The 14486-nt window shown below is 68.0% G+C and carries 11 protein-coding genes; 4 read left to right on the top strand and 7 right to left on the bottom strand.

Annotated elements, in window-relative coordinates; genetic code table 11:
• The first annotated feature begins 99 nt into the window (after positions 1–99).
• Together Q333_RS17195 and Q333_RS0101645 are read left to right on the top strand one after the other, a co-directional pair.
• A complete protein-coding gene (locus tag Q333_RS17195) occupies positions 100–732 on the top strand; it encodes a helix-turn-helix transcriptional regulator (protein WP_084175652.1) in 633 nt (210 codons plus the stop codon).
• 93 nt (positions 733–825) lie between these two features.
• On the top strand, positions 826–1176 hold the full coding sequence (locus Q333_RS0101645; RefSeq protein ID WP_029415010.1) for a hypothetical protein: 351 nt from the start codon (positions 826–828) through the stop codon (positions 1174–1176).
• Positions 1177–1324: 148 nt separating this feature from the next.
• Here Q333_RS0101645 and Q333_RS0101640 read toward each other — a convergent pair whose 3' ends face one another.
• From Q333_RS0101640 to Q333_RS0101610, 7 genes are all read right to left on the bottom strand, one after another.
• Positions 1325–1729, bottom strand: coding sequence for a helix-turn-helix domain-containing protein (locus Q333_RS0101640; protein ID WP_029415009.1), 405 nt, complete (start codon positions 1727–1729; stop codon positions 1325–1327).
• Positions 1730–2022: 293 nt separating this feature from the next.
• On the bottom strand, positions 2023–2739 hold the full coding sequence (locus Q333_RS0101635; protein ID WP_245591453.1) for an SOS response-associated peptidase family protein: 717 nt from the start codon (positions 2737–2739) through the stop codon (positions 2023–2025).
• A gap of 239 nt (positions 2740–2978) precedes the next feature.
• Positions 2979–4145 carry a GDSL-type esterase/lipase family protein gene (locus Q333_RS0101630; protein ID WP_029415007.1) on the bottom strand — a complete coding sequence of 389 codons (1167 nt, stop codon included), beginning with the start codon at positions 4143–4145 and terminating at the stop codon, positions 2979–2981.
• Positions 4145–4897, bottom strand: a complete 753-nt coding sequence (locus tag Q333_RS0101625; protein ID WP_029415006.1) for an SDR family NAD(P)-dependent oxidoreductase — start codon at positions 4895–4897, stop codon at positions 4145–4147. Before Q333_RS0101625 ends, Q333_RS0101630 begins: the two co-directional genes overlap by 1 nt.
• Positions 4898–6181, bottom strand: coding sequence for an MFS transporter (locus Q333_RS0101620; protein ID WP_035293562.1), 1284 nt, complete (start codon positions 6179–6181; stop codon positions 4898–4900).
• On the bottom strand, positions 6178–8400 hold the full coding sequence (locus Q333_RS0101615; protein ID WP_211249679.1) for a heparinase II/III domain-containing protein: 2223 nt from the start codon (positions 8398–8400) through the stop codon (positions 6178–6180). The genes Q333_RS0101620 and Q333_RS0101615 overlap by 4 nt, the downstream gene beginning before the upstream one ends.
• On the bottom strand, positions 8397–10607 hold the full coding sequence (locus Q333_RS0101610; RefSeq protein ID WP_051651051.1) for a polysaccharide lyase 6 family protein: 2211 nt from the start codon (positions 10605–10607) through the stop codon (positions 8397–8399). The genes Q333_RS0101615 and Q333_RS0101610 overlap by 4 nt, the downstream gene beginning before the upstream one ends.
• A 187-nt stretch (positions 10608–10794) precedes the next feature.
• Here Q333_RS0101610 and Q333_RS0101605 point away from each other — a divergent pair, with 187 nt between their 5' ends.
• Complete coding sequence (locus Q333_RS0101605) at positions 10795–13674, top strand: TonB-dependent receptor (protein ID WP_084175650.1); 2880 nt, start codon at positions 10795–10797, stop codon at positions 13672–13674.
• 63 nt (positions 13675–13737) lie between these two features.
• On the top strand, positions 13738–14484 hold the full coding sequence (locus tag Q333_RS0101600) for a FadR/GntR family transcriptional regulator (RefSeq protein WP_245591452.1): 747 nt from the start codon (positions 13738–13740) through the stop codon (positions 14482–14484).
• Positions 14485–14486 lie beyond the last annotated feature (2 nt).

Genomic DNA, 14486 nt, shown 5'->3' with positions numbered 1-14486 from the left:
GCCGGCGGCGTCGCGCAGCGTGGTGGGTGCTCCCGAGCCGACGCCCGGGAATCCGGTCGGGGGCGCACCGGTCGCCCTGCCCCGACCCTGGCGGCGGCGATGAAGCCCCGCCCGGTGACGGATCCCTCGCTCCGGTCCTGGCGGGACCTGCTTGACGCCGGGCCCGAAGCGGGCCGGTTCCTGTCCTGGCCGGATGTGCGGGCCTTGTCGGGACTGTCGCGGACGACGGCCTGGCGGCTCATGCGCCGCGGAGAGTTTCCGTCGCCCTATCGGCTCTCGCCCAACCGGGTCGCCTACAGCGAGGTCGAGCTTCAGGCCTGGAAGCGCTGGCGCATCGCCCTGCGCCGCGACCGGGGTGGTCCGTCCGCGGGGACCGCCCCCTCGGGCCCACCGACCCGTCCCGCGGTCGCAGGCGCCGGCCAGCCGGACCCGTCCGCCCTGGCCACGGCGGCCAGACCCGCGCGCGGGTTGGCGCGATCCGGCCCGAGCCGGAACCCGCCCCAGCCCAGCGCGCCGCGGGCCTCGGTCTCGACCTTCGGTCCGGGCCCTGAACCCGCCCGGCCGGCGTCCGGGCGCCGATCCAAGGCCAGCGGAGCGGTCACAGCGTCGCCCGATCCCGCGGGCCGGACGACGCTGTCGCCGGGCGACGGGGCGATGGCGGATCGCCCCCAGCCCCGGCGTCGACCGCGACCCCGGCCGTCGCACCCGGATCAGATCGCCTTCGGCTTCTAGCGCTTTTCCACAGTCTGTTCGTCTTTTGTTCTTGCCGAGCGGTCACGGCGCCCCCTATGCCCGCGACCGGGTCGGCGCGACGAGGATGGACGGATGGGGACACGCAAGCCCGACACCGTGCGACAGCCGCCCATGCCGGCCCGGGCCGTAACGCTCGCGGAAATGCGCGCGGCCGGTTGGATGCTGCGCGCCACCTGCAGCCGCTGCCGCGTCCAGCTCCATGTCGACCTGGCGCCGATGATCGCGCTGCTCGGCCCGGACTATGTCCTGTGGGGCCGGCACCCGCGCTGCCGGGTCTGGGCCTGGGGCGACGATGAACGGTGCTGGGGACGGATCCTGTTCGAGGCCCGCTCGGTTCGCGGGGGTTCCTGGCGCGCCCTGAAACACTCCAGCGAGGTCGCCGACGCGATCGACCTGCGCCGCCAGCTCTATCATGGGCGCTGACGGGCGGGGCCAGCGGAACCCGCAGTCCCCGTCGCGCCAGTCGGACGCTCATGGTCTGCGCCGGGGCGTCCCGATCAGCGACTGGACGGCGACCCCGGCCACGGCCCCCTCTAGCGCCTCTGCTCCTCCTGGGCCTCGCGCCTCCGCATCATCGGTCCCGGTCCTGGGCAGCGCGCCCACCCGCGCCAGACGGCGTCGCCTCTGTGTCGAGGGTTGCCAGCATCGTCTCGGCGGCCCTGACCGCCCGCTCCACGCGCGGACCGCCGACGCCGAGGGCGAACACAAGCTCCCTGAGCAGGCCTTCCAGGACCGCATTGCGCCTCAGGATCGTCTCATCGGGAGGCTCACTGCCCATGGCGGCCCGCCAGATGTCGGCCTTGGTGGAAAAGCGCTTGGCAATGGCTCCGGTGGACAGTCCGGTCGCCACAGACAGGCCCCGAAGAGTCATGGCGTCATAGCCATCGCGCGTAAGCAGCTCGCGCGCGGCCGCAAGGATAAGGGCCTGACTGCGTTCTCGCTGGGCCTGTCGGGACGTTTTGAAGTGTCGTGGCATGGCAGAGGCCGATTTTCAGGGCTTCGCTGCGGGCCCCTGGCCCTGGCTCGATCGACAGGCGAGGAGACGGGGTGGCCCGAGGCGATCAGTCTTGCGGGATCTGGAGGGCCCGGGCCGTCGGCCGGACCCGTTCGGAACCGGCGGCCGAGAGGATGCCACGAACCGGAAGCAGAGAACAGTACAGCGAACGCGGTCGAAGCACGAGCAGGCCTCGCCATTCAAACCCCAGGGGACGGCAGCGCTGCGATGACCACCGGCTCGCAGAGGACGTCCAACCCGGAGCCTGCGGCCGGTCATTGAACGGCCAGAGCGCCGTCCGGCAGCGCCCGCTGCAGCGCCTTGGCCTCGTCCCAGGGCGCGCGCATCCAGACATCTCGCTCCTCGTCGGTCGCCAGGATGACCGGCATGGCCTTGGGATGGACCGACTTGACCGGCTCCGACGGCTCTGTGGTCAGGAAAGCAAAGAGGTCGCAGGTCTCGGGCCCGGTCTTCATCTTGCGGACGCCGGTCCAGTCGCGGACGAACACCCCCGCGAAGGTCGACAGGGGATGGCCATCCGGAAGGGCGAACCAGACCGGTCGATAGCGGCCCTCCGCGTCGCGGCCCGGTTCGCTGAAGGCGTCGAACGGGACCAGGCACCGGTGCTCGGGCGTCAGCCACGGCTTCCAGTGCGACGAGCTGGTGTTCCTGACGTTCGTCGTTCCGGCGTCAGGCTCCGTCTTCAGCAGGGCGTCGAAATCGACGTCCTTGCCCTTGGCGCGCAGCTTGTCCGCCCGCTTGGTCGCCGCGTCCAGGATGGCCTTCCTCGACGACGGCATGCCCCAGCGGGCCGTGGTCAGGACCAAGCCGCCGGCCTCCTCATCGTGCCGGACGATCGGGGCGGCGTAGTCGGGATAGAGGTCGCGCGGCTCCAGATTGCCGGCCTGGTTCGTCATGGCGCGGGTCAGGGCGAGGATGTCGCCGGGCCCGGAACGAACGCGGTAGAGATTGCCCATCGGTCGAAGGTGCACCGACAGACCCCACCCGTCTACTCGGCCGTGGGGTGCAACGTCCGGCCGGGACGGGCTGAGGCGGTCGGCTTCGGTCGGGGATCAAGTCCGCGACGCGCCGAGAGCGGACTTTGGCTGCGGGCACGAACATGACATCGCCGCAAATCCGCATCGGCGATGCGGGTCGCGTGTGCTGGCCATCGCGCAAACTCGAACCTTCCTGATGATGGGCCACTTCGGGATCTGTCTCCTGCCGCTTGTCAGGACTGCAGACAGGGAAAGGTCGGCGTCATCGCCATGCGCCGATAGCCGTCGTCATTGGGATGCAGTCGGTCGTCACGGTGGGTTCCCTCGGCCATCGCCTCGGGCCGTACCGGATCACGCAAGGCTGCGTCGAAATCGACGATCCGGTCGAAGATGCCGCCGTCCCGAATGGCCTGATTGATCGTCTGGCGCGATGCCTCGGAGCGGTCGTCATGTCGTTCCGATCCGGCGAAGGGGGTCAGCGTCCCCCCCAGTACCTGGACGCCGCGCAGCTTCAGCCGCGCCACGACCTGACGATAGCCGGCCAGGACCTCGTCTGGATCGCGACCGGGATTGGCGGGGTTGCCGTCGTGACGGATGTCGTTGATGCCCTCAATGAGGATGACGTGCGTCACGCCCGGCAGGCTCATGACATCCCGGTCCAGCCGGGATCGAACGTTCGGGCTGCGCCCGTCGCGGACCACCTGATTGCCGCTGATGCCCGCATTCAGCACCAGGTAATCGCCCGGACACTGCTGTTCCAGTCGACGGTTCAGCACGGCGGGCCAGTCGGCCTCGGCACCCAGCGTCGCCGTGGCCCCTTCGGTGATCGAATCCCCCAGTGCAACGACCACGGCAGGTCGGTCATCGGTCAGCGCATAGATCGCCGAGACAAAACCCTGTCGTCGCTCCAGCGGCGCGTCGTCAGCCACGGCCGCGCCGCCCAGCCCGAGCCGCACCGGCGTACGGCGGACCACGCCCGGGGCCGCTTCAGGCACATGCAGGCTCACCGTGACGACCTCGCCCCGATCGACCGCCATCTCCACGGGATCGCTTATCAGGGCGACACCGGGTTCCAGCGTGACCTCGGCCTCGCTGGAGAAAGACAGGATGTGAACCTCTCCCGCCTGCGAGGACAGTCGAAGGGACCGCAAGCGCACCGGCGCGGTGCCCAGTTCATTGCTGAGCCGAACCCGCAAGGCTCGGGCCGAGACGCCGACGCGCAGGTCCTGCCGTATCGTCTGGTCGCGATAGATCAGGGGTGCGCCATCGATCACGTCGAACCGGGGCGGGGCGGCCGAGGCGATCCAGGCGGGCAGCCAGTGGGCGTCCTGGCTCGCCGCAGGTCCGCTCCATCCGAGCGCCAGCAAGGCCGTGGCGACAGCCCGCGCCCGCCAGCGCATCACGAGAAGAACAGACCGCCGTTGATGTCGATGCTGGCCCCGGTGATGAAGGCCGCGTCGTCCGAAGCCAGAAACGCGGTCGCGGCGGCGACCTCGGCGGCTCTTCCCTCGCGACGCAAGGGGGTCATGCCGGCTACGGCCTTCCTCACCTCGTCTTTGGAGAAGGTGTCGTGGAAGCTGGTGCTGATCATGCCGGGGCACAGGGCGTTGACCCGGATGCCCTGCGGTCCCAGCTCCTTGGCCATCGAACGGGTAAAGGTCATCAGCGCGCCCTTGGCGGTGGCATAGATCGACGCCCCCGGGCCGCCGCCGTCGCGGCCGGCCTGGGACGAGAAGTTCACGATCGCCGAGCCGGCGGGCATGTGGGGAACCGCGGCGCGGGTCATCAGATAGGCCGAGCGCAGGTTGAGGTTCATCACCCGGTCGAAAAAGTCCTCGTCGATCTCTGCCAGTGGCCTCCGCTGGACCATCCCGCCGGCGAGGTTGACCAGCACGTCGATGCGCTTGCCGAAGGTGGCCGTCGCGGCCTCGATCAGACCGGACGCGCCGTCGCCGGTCGTGACGTCGGCCCGGCGCAGGATCGCCGTCCCGCCCGCCGCCTTGATGGCTTTCAGGGTCTCAGCCGCGCTGGCCTCGTCGTTGGCGAAGTTGACGACAACCCGCGCGCCCTCGGCCGCAAGCCGCAGCGACACCTCTCGCCCGATGTCCCGGCCGCCGCCGGTGACGATGGCGACCTTGTCTTTGAAGCGCATTCAGAAGTCCTTCGATGGGGCGGGAGGAGCGGCCACGCGCGAGACGGGACCGATGACGAACCAGATCGCGACCAGCGACAGGGGCACGAGGGCGGCTACGAGAATGAAGATCGGGCCGTAGTTGTCCTGGGTCATGACGGGCACCAGCCAGGTCGTAATCAGCGTTCCAGCCACCGCCGCCATGCCACCGAAGCCGGCCAGGCTGCCGACCGCGCGGCGGTCGAACAGATCGCCCGGCAGGGTCTGGATGTTGCCGATGGCGATCTGGAAGCCGAACAGGACACCCGCGATGACGATGACGGCCAGGGTCGGGTCGGTCATCAGGGGGGCCGCGATCAGACAGGGGGCCATGATCAGGCCGCCGGCGGTGATCACCAGCTTTCGCGCCCGGCCTACGGGCTGGCCGGCCGCGATCAGCCGACCCGAGAGCCAACCGCCCAGCAGGCTGCCCAGCATGGCGCCGACGAAGGGCACCCAGCCGAAGAGGCCGATCTGCTTGATGTCGAAGCCGAAGGTCTCGGCCAGGTAGATCGGCAGCCAGCTGACGAAGAGCCACCAGATCGGGTCGAGGAAGAACCGCGAAAGCGCGATGCCCCAGGTCTGGCGATGGCGGAGCAGCTGACGCAGGTTCGGCACATAGTCACCGGCACCCGCCACCGGGGTCTCGCTCGACCGGTCCATGATCAGGGCGCGCTCGGCCTCATCGACCCAGGGATGCTTGTCCGGGCCCGCGCGATGGACGATCCACCAGGGCAGTAGCCAGACGAAACCGAGCGCCCCGACCAGCAGGAAGGTCCCCTTCCAGTCCAGCCACAGATACAGCAGCGCGATCAGCGGCGCCGAGACGATGGCTCCGACCGACGCCCCGGCGTTGAACACGCCCTGCGCCAGGGCCCGCTCCCGGGCGGGGAACCACTCGGCATTCGCCTTGACCGCGCCCGGCCAGGCACCCGCTTCGCTGAAGCCCAAGAGGGCCCGGACGATGGAGAAGGAGGTGATGGAGTTGGCCAGCGCATGCAGCGCGATCGAGATGGACCAGACGCCGATCGAAACGGCGAAGCCCAGCCGCACCCCGATGGCGTCGAAGATCTTGCCGAAGGCGAACTGGCCGGCTGCGTAGAAGACCATGAAGACGCTGACCAGCAGCGCATAGTCCTCCTTGGTCGCGCCGACTTCGGGCGCGATCTCGGGCCACATGACGGCGAGGGCGTTGCGGTCGATGTAGTTGATCACCGTGGCCACGGCGATGAGGCCGACGATGAGCCAGCGGACGCGGGAGGTCATCGGGCGGTCTCCGGGCGGTCGAAGCGGGCGTGCGGCCCGGTCCAGGTCAGGATCTCGCCGGCGACGTTCAGGCTGTGCGTCGCCGCTGGCCCCGCGTTGTCGGCGGCGGCCATGATGATCCGCGAGCCGGACACCAGCTCGACGATGACGGCCACCGCGTCGTCGCCTTCGACGTGGGTCAGCGACCGGATGCGACTGGTCGAGCCCTCGACCGTCTCGGCCCGGCTGTCGTAGGCGCCGTGCGGCTCCAGCACGCCGTAGAAGACAGCGTCGGCCTGACCGTCCATGCGTCGGATCAGGGCCTGCTCGCGGCGCAGGTTGAAGCTGGGATCGTTGGCCCCGCTCTCGACCAGCAGGGCCCGGGTCGGCGCGCTGGCGGCGAAGCGGTAGGTGTAGAACCGGTCGTTCTGAAGCCAGGTCAGGCTGCGCGGCTCCTCCCCCGCCTCCGACTGGGCGTCGACCCACAGATGCTGATAGCCGGCGCGGTCGCCCAGCACCGGGCGGCCCTCGGGCGCGTGGCGCGCTGCGAAGCCTTGCGTGATGATGTGGCCGGCGAAATGCAGCGGCAGGTCGTAGAGCCTCGGCCGGTCCCCGTCGGCCCGAAGGACGTCGATCACCAGCGGCGCAGACAACTCCGGATGCTCGACGAGCGCCAGGGTGCGGGTCATCTCCACGCCCGGGTAGGCGTCGCCGGTGCGACCCCGCGCGACCTGGAATCCGGGCGAGAGGTCGAACGCCTCCTGGGTCATGGCGAACTGTTCGGCGTGTTCCCAGTCGCCGCCGAACTGGCTCTGGCCGTCGACGGCCAGGGTGTTGTGGGCGATGGTCGACATGGCCCAGCTCTCGTTCTCGTCGAGATAGCCGCCGCCGTCCTTGGCCTCGATGTTCAGGAACCGCGCCGCGCCGTAGTCGGTCACCACCGCTGCGCCCCGGTCGTAAAACAGCCAGTTCAGTCGGTCGAAATGGCCGTGCCCCTGGCCCTGCTGGGTGTTCTTCATGACCAGCAGCTGGCCGTCCGCGCCGCCGGCCCGGATCAGGGCCAGGGCCCCTCGGTCGCCATTCGGGCCGTCGCTCAAAGACATCGAGCGGAAGTCGAACGGTTGGGCGCGTCCTTCCGCGAGGCCTCGCGCGATCGCCAGCCCGTCCGGCGTCAGGAGGGTGCGTCCCTGCGTCCGCACGATGGACAGCAGGCGCGGGTCCGAGGTCTGGCCGAAAGCGACGGCCACGCCGGTGACGATCTCCTCGCTGTCGATTCCCTTCTCGGGAATGGAGTCGTTGATCGGGATGATCTTGCCCCCATAGGAGGCCTGGATGACGCTTTCGACGGCCTTCAGCAGGACGCCCTGGCGGTAGTCGAAGATGCCTCGTTCGGGATCATTGGCCTGGACGGCGCGCGCGAAGATGATGAAGGGCGCGAGCGCGTAGCGCTGATAATAGGGTCCCTCGGCGTAGTAGCCGTCCGGCGAGAACAGCTCGTCGATCTGGCGCAGGAAGCCGGCCGAACCGTCGCTGCGCGAGCCGCGCAGAGCCTGCTCCACCAAACGGTCGTCGCGCAGGACGTAGCCGGTCATGCCCACGCCCGCGGCCGCCCAGGCCGCGTGGTTGTGGATGCGGTCGAAGTAAGCCGCGTTGTCTTCGACGAAGAAGCGGGCCATGCGGCGAAACACGTCATCATCGATACGCTGGCGGTCGGCGTCCGACAGACTGTCCCGGATCGCGTCGTATCCCTGGCTGGCATAGACCAGCCAGACCGAGTCATTCAGCGCCTGCCAGAACAGCCGCCCCTTGACCGAGGACCGCCCGACCGGATGGCGGCCCAGCGTCGGATAGAGTTCGGCGTAGGCCAACAAGAGGTCGCGCGCGAAGTCGGCGTAAGCCCGGTCACCCGTCAACCGGTAAAGCGCCCCGGCTCCGGCGATCAGCTTGTAGTTCGCCTTGTGCTGTTCGTGCGTGGGCCCGCCGCCAAGGTCGCGGGGGACCGGCACATTGGGTCCCGCCGCCATAGCGCGTCGCACCTCGGCCTCAAGACGCTGTCGCTCCGCCGTGAACAGGGGATAGCGGTCGCCAGCCTCGGCCGCCGACTGCCAATCCGCGAGGGCGAACAGGGTCGGAGCCGTTTCCGCAGTCTGGGCTGCCAGCGCCGATGGCGGCTCATGAGCCAGAGCCTGCGTCACCGGTGCCCCCGCGAGGAGGGCGGAGATCAGGACGATCCGCATCATTGGGCCTCCACGTTGGAAAAGAGAAACGGATCGGCGTCCGCCTGATTGTCACGCCAGATCAGGACAGGCGCGCCAACGCGGCGCTCAAAGCGCACCGGTCCGCTTTCGGTGAAGCGGTTCGCCGTCAGTTCGGCCCGCTGCACTCCGATGAGACGGATCGCGGCCGGCACAGCGCCCCCCTGCCCGACCCCCTGGAAGGTCGTGCCGCTGACCGTCAGACGCGGGCCAAAGGTGCTCTCGTCGGTGCCGCCCCGATAGAGGTCGATTGCCGGCCCCGCGATCCGGCGGAAAGTCGAGCCTGTCACCTCCACCACCTCGGCGTTATAGGTACCCAGATCCCGGGTCTCGGCACTGGCGCGCAGCACGGACCCCGTCAGACCTTCCGCCGTGACCGCGCTGAGCACGATGCGTGACGCCAGCGAGCCCGGTTCGGCCGCGATGAGATCGAACGCACGGTTCACCGTCAGGTCCGAGACGCGCACGCCGGACAGTTCCAGCCGATAGCCGAAGGCATCGCTTCCGGCGCGCACCACAGCGTTGCCGGCGGCATCCGGCGCCTCGGCCCCGCTGATGCTGAGGTTCGCGAGTTTCAGGGAGCCATGGCGGCCGATCTCGAACAGGGTGGGCCGCGAGAACAGGATCCGCGCCTCTCCGTCGCTGGGCCCTTCGACCGTCAGAGGCGTCTCGACCGCGAGGACGGCGTTGACCACATGGTCACCGGCCGCCAGCACCAGCCGGTCGCCCGGCGCGGCAGTCCGCGCGGCGAGGGTCAGGGCGTCCTCTTCGGCGGCGACGGCGATCGTCTGACCGCTGTCAAGCGCCGCCCGCTCGGCATCCTTGGGGTACCAGCTTACGCCCACGGCGTTTCTGCCCACGAACGCCAGGTCGCGCCGGGCGCCGATCCCGTCCACGCCTTGTGGAACCATCAGGCCACCCCGGCCGCGCGAAAGGGCCACGGTCCGCGATTCCGCTCCAGGCAGGATTGTGGCGTGCGCGGAGACCACATTGCCCTCGAACGCGATTCCCCCCAGGTCGCCGGTCATCCGGACGGGATCGGAACCGTCCCGGTTGACGATGAGGTTGCGCGCGAAGCGGCTGTCGATCGGCGGAGCCGATCGCTCCGTGTCCATGCCCTCGCCGAGCGCGACCTCGGCTACGTCCACCAGGGTGTTGTTCTCGATCACCGCATTCTGGACCTGAACGTAACGGTTCAGCGGCGAGTTGGGCACGCCGTAGAGGATGGTCAGGGCGCTTGCGAAACCTTCGCCCCGCAGGCCCTCCATGTAGTTGTTCCTGACGGTGTTGTTGCGATTGATGACCCGGATGCCGCCCGTATTGGGGCGGCCGTTGCCGATGAAGACATTGTCCTCGACCACGGCTCCATCGCCGTGGCGCAGGGTCAGCGCCCCTTCAGCCTCGAAGAAGACATTGCCCCGGTAGGTGTTCTGGCCGGACTTGTTGGAAATGATCTCCACCTCGCCGTTGGTGCGCTCGAACCAGTTGGCGGTCACGGTGGTGAAGGAACTCGACTCGGAATCGTGGCTGGTTCCGATACGGAGGGTCTCGCCGCCGTTGGAGCCGAGCGGCGGTCGCGGGCCGAACCAGTTGTGGTCGATCAGATGGCGGTTCTCCAGCCCCTGCTCTTCGTCGCGCACCACCACCAGAGTGGTCCCCGCATTGGTCTTGCCGATCAGGTGGCTGTGGTCGAAGCGGTTGCCGAAGCCGTACATGGCCACCCAGTTGTCCGACTCCGAGCGGTCCGGCTTAGAAAACCCGTCGATGACGATGCCTGTGACCCTGCTGTTCACGGCGCGGTTCTGGCGGTTCTGACGGAAAGAGACGACCTCGCCGGTCGGCGACCAGCCGTCCCGGAAGACCAGGTTCGATACCACCAGATGCCGCCCCGCCATGCGCAGGTTGGACTGTCCGGTCAAGATGACGGCACCCGGCGTCTGGGCAGTGAGCGTGATGGGCCGCCCATCCTCCCCCTCTGCGTTGAACAGGACCTGGAAGTCGCGCCACTCGCCGTTGGCCAGGACGATCCGGTCGCCCGGGCGGGAGCGATCCAGGGCCTGCTCGTACTCGGCTGGCGTGCGGACCATACGGTCCTCGCGGGCCTCGGCCCACCCTGGCACGAAGACCAGTAGCACCTGCGCGATCCAGCCAACGCTGCGGCGAAGCGATCGAGCCGAACCCCACATACGCATCCTCCCCGCGATCTTCGCCGCGTGACGCGACGGTAGAGACGATCCACGCAACCCGTCAACCAGTTTGTGGACTGGCTGGACAACCTCTCGGTTGCAGGATCGCGAGATGATTGGTTGACAAGTTTCCAACCATCTGGACAACCTCTGTCAAAGCCCGCCGTCAAATGAGCGGGCCGGGAGGTTTCTGATGATCATTCGGGATGGGGCGTCGCGCGCCCATGGCCAAACGGTCGGTCGCCTGCTCGTTTCCGCGGCTCTGCTGCCGCTAGCCATCGCCTCGGCGGCCCAGGCCCAGGACGTCCCCCCGCCCCAGGAGGACGAGACGACCACGGTTGACGAGGTCGTCGTCACCGGCATCCGAGCAGCGATTCAGAGCTCGATCGAGCGAAAGCGCGACGAAACTGTGGTCGCCGATGTGCTCTCTGCCGAGGACATCGGTGATTTGCCCGCGCTGTCGATCGGCGAGGCCATCGAGACCATCACCGGCGCCTCGACGCACCGCGAGAAAGGCGGGGCGTCGGAAATCGCCATCCGGGGCCTGGGGCCCTTCCTGGGCGCGGCAACCTTCAACGGCCGCGAAGCGACCAACGGCAGTGGCGACCGCTCGGTGAACTTCAACCAGTTCCCGTCCGAACTCATCAACACCGTCGCCATCTACAAGACGCAGCGCGCCGACTTCGTGGAAGGCGGTGTGGCCGGCATCGTCAACATGGAGACCATCCAGCCCCTGGATTTCGGCCGACGCCGGTTCCAGATCGAGGGCCGGGCGCTTTACGCCGGCTATGACGATCGGCTGAACGACAACGCCGGCGTCGGCTGGCGCGGCACCGCCAGCTACATCGACCAGTTCGAGATCGAGGGCCTGGGTGAACTGGGCGTCTCGCTCGGCGTCCAGAGCCTGGAAGGCACCAATCCCGAAGAGCTGTTCACCTCCAGCTCCACATGGGTGGCCTGCAACGGGACCCAGGTGGTCGCCGTCACGTCGAACTGCACGACTGTTACTCCGGCCCAGGTAGCGGCCGGCACGCCCTACTACCTGACCGCCGGCAGCAGGACCTACCGGCAGTTCGTCGAGAACGATCAGCGCGACGCGATCTTCGCCGCCCTGCAATGGCGTCCGAACGATCAACTCGAGATCGGCTTCGACTACCAGAACTCCCAGCGCACCTATACCGAGGAGCGAAACGACCTGAACTTCTCCGAGGCGTTCAGAGGCGTGGGTAACCGGGTGGTCACCGGCGACGGCGTCCTCCTGGCCTACACCGGCAACTCCACGATTGAGTCGACGCCCACCTACCGCATCCGCGACGAACAATACGAAGGCGGGGGCCTGCGCCTGACCTGGATGCCCACCGACCGGCTGACGCTGGAGACCGATATCTCCTATTCCAGCACCTTCCGCAGCGAGATGGATCGACAGGTCCGCCTTCGGTCCAACGCCACCGACATCAATGGCGTGGTGGTCCCCGGCGTAATCAACGGCCAGCGTGTCGCCTACAGCTTCGACGTGCAGGGCCGCGACATCCCCGGCATCGTCGTCAGCCCGGTCTACGACCTGACCGACCACGACAACTTCAGCGCCGCCGCCCGCCTGCGCCGGGACGAGTCCGTCCGCGACAACGAGATATCGGCCGCCCGCTTTGACGGAACCTATGAGTTGGCGGACTTTGGGTTGACACGGGTCAAGGCGGGCCTGCGCTTTTCGGAGCTGACCTATCGGGACAACGACGATCGGGTGGAGATCAACGTCACCACGGCCGCGACCATCCGCAACGCCAACCTGGCCTGCCGGACCGAGTTCCCCCAGTCGGATTTCCTCAACAACGCGAACGGAAACACCATCAGCCGTTGGGCCACGTTCGACGCGCTTTGCCTGTTTCAGTCCTTCACCGGAACTGACGACACCGGGCCGAACGCCGATCGTCGCGCCATCGGCGACCGCGACGTGACCGAAGAGACCCAGGCCGCCTATGTGCTGGGCGAATTCGACAGCGAGCTGTTCGGCCTGCCCGTCACCGGCAACGTGGGTCTGCGCTACGTCCGCACCGAGGTGACCTCGATCGGACTGCGCAGCGGGCTGAACGTCATCAACAACCCCGACGGCACCATCCGGTTGGTCTCTACCGGCCAGTTCGAATCCCAGACGATCAATGGTTCGTCCGAAGCCTGGCTGCCCAGCGTGAACGCCAACTTTGCCTTGAAGGACGACCTGCAGCTTCGCGTCGGGCTGTTTCGCGCCATGTCGAGGCCGGACCCGTCGGCGCTGGGCGCTGGCCGCACCTTCAACCTCGAGAGCGGCAACGCCTTCACCAGCGTGGACGACGCCATCGCCAGCATCACGGCCAACGGAAATCCGCGCACTGAGCCTCTGCTGTCGTGGAATGGCGACCTGTCGCTGGAGTGGTATCCGAACGAGGACTCGATCTTCAGCGCCGCCGTCTACATCAAGCAGTTCAACGGCGGCTTCATCCCGGCCCTGCTGAACGAGACCTATCAGATCGGCGGTCAGACCGTGACCATCCCGGTTGTCCAGGATGTCACTACAGACGACGACAGCATCCTGACCGGCTTCGAGCTCACGGCCGCGCACCGGTTCTCGAACCTGCCGGCGCCCTTTGACGGCATCGGCTTCAAGGTCAGCTACAACTACGCGGACTCCGACTACGAGACCCAGGACCTGCGCCTGGGCGACCAGATCAATCCGGCGACGGGCGTGGTCACGCCCGGCATCGTCGAGCCGGCCGGCATCTTCGGCCTGTCCGAGCACGTCTTTTCGGGCTCGCTCTATTGGGAGATCGGTCCAGTCGAGCTTCAGGGCATCTACAAGTACCGGTCGGACTACTATCAGAAGTTCGTCGGCGCCCCGTCCCAGAACCGCTACATCCGCGACACCGGCGTTTTCGATTTCCGGGCCACCTACCGGGTCAATTCGAATCTGTCGTTCAGCTTCGAAGGCTCGAACCTGAACGACGAGCCGCGCATCCACGACATGCCGATCCTGGGCTCCATCCGGGAATACAACACCTACGGCCCACGCTACTATCTGGGAGCGCGATACCGGTTCTGAACCCGCTGGAGGTGAGGCCGGTCGCGAGACTGGCCTCATCCAGAGGCAAAAGGAAACCGGACCATGCAGATGATGTCGGAGCGTCTCTATCAGGCCATCGCGGGCGAGATCCGCAAGCTGATCGACTCGGGCGAGTTCCCGGTCGGCTCGCGTCTGCCCGGAGAACGGGACCTGGCGGAGCGTTTCGGCGTCAGCCGGGTAACGATCCGCGAGGCCGAGATCGCCTTGGAGGCGCTCGGGCTCATTTCCATCCGCACGGGATCGGGCGTCTATGTCACCTCAGCGGGCACGCCGTCGGCGGACCTGCCCCAGGTCTCCGCTTTCGACCTGACCGCCGCCCGCGCCGTAATCGAGGCCGAAGCGGCGGCGCTGGCCAGCGCCAACATCACCGACCTCGAATTGGCCGAGCTCGAGGAGCTGATCGTCGTTATGTCGGACCCCAACGCCGACGACGCGGCGTCGGCCGAGGCCGACCGGCAGTTCCACCTGACCATCGCCCGCATCGCCGGCAACCCGGTCATCGAGCACATGGTCCAGCTGATCTGGCGCATGAGGAACGAGTTGCCGGCCGTTCGCGCCACCTATGCCCGCGTCTGCCATAACGACTGGTCGGACCGAACCGACGAGCACGCCGAAATCCTGGCGGCGCTGCGTCGCCGCGATCCCCAGGCGTCGCGCAACGCCATGCGCTCGCACTTCCACCGCCTGTTCGAGTCGATGCTGGCCGCGACCGAACGCGACGCCCTGGAGGAGCTGCGCCGCACCACCGAACTGAACCGGGAACGCTTCCTCCAGACCACCCGGATCTAGCT

This window comes from Brevundimonas bacteroides DSM 4726 (genome assembly GCF_000701445.1).
In the GTDB taxonomy this organism is placed as follows: domain Bacteria; phylum Pseudomonadota; class Alphaproteobacteria; order Caulobacterales; family Caulobacteraceae; genus Brevundimonas; species Brevundimonas bacteroides.
The sequence above is the reverse complement of the archived record's forward strand: the minus strand, read 5'-3'. Positions and strand labels throughout refer to the sequence as shown.

What these genes read in the sequence shown, in the direction of transcription:
- Q333_RS17195 (WP_084175652.1), top strand. Translation starts at nt 100, where the DNA reads ATGAAGCCCCGCCCGGTGACGGATCCCTCGCTCCGGTCCTGGCGGGAC.
- Q333_RS0101645 (WP_029415010.1), top strand. Translation starts at nt 826, where the DNA reads ATGGGGACACGCAAGCCCGACACCGTGCGACAGCCGCCCATGCCGGCC.
- Q333_RS0101640 (WP_029415009.1), bottom strand. Translation starts at nt 1,729, where the DNA reads ATGCCACGACACTTCAAAACGTCCCGACAGGCCCAGCGAGAACGCAGT.
- Q333_RS0101630 (WP_029415007.1), bottom strand. Translation starts at nt 4,145, where the DNA reads ATGCGCTGGCGGGCGCGGGCTGTCGCCACGGCCTTGCTGGCGCTCGGA.
- Q333_RS0101625 (WP_029415006.1), bottom strand. Translation starts at nt 4,897, where the DNA reads ATGCGCTTCAAAGACAAGGTCGCCATCGTCACCGGCGGCGGCCGGGAC.
- Q333_RS0101620 (WP_035293562.1), bottom strand. Translation starts at nt 6,181, where the DNA reads ATGACCTCCCGCGTCCGCTGGCTCATCGTCGGCCTCATCGCCGTGGCC.
- Q333_RS0101615 (WP_211249679.1), bottom strand. Translation starts at nt 8,400, where the DNA reads ATGATGCGGATCGTCCTGATCTCCGCCCTCCTCGCGGGGGCACCGGTG.
- Q333_RS0101610 (WP_051651051.1), bottom strand. Translation starts at nt 10,607, where the DNA reads ATGCGTATGTGGGGTTCGGCTCGATCGCTTCGCCGCAGCGTTGGCTGG.
- Q333_RS0101605 (WP_084175650.1), top strand. Translation starts at nt 10,795, where the DNA reads ATGATCATTCGGGATGGGGCGTCGCGCGCCCATGGCCAAACGGTCGGT.
- Q333_RS0101600 (WP_245591452.1), top strand. Translation starts at nt 13,738, where the DNA reads ATGCAGATGATGTCGGAGCGTCTCTATCAGGCCATCGCGGGCGAGATC.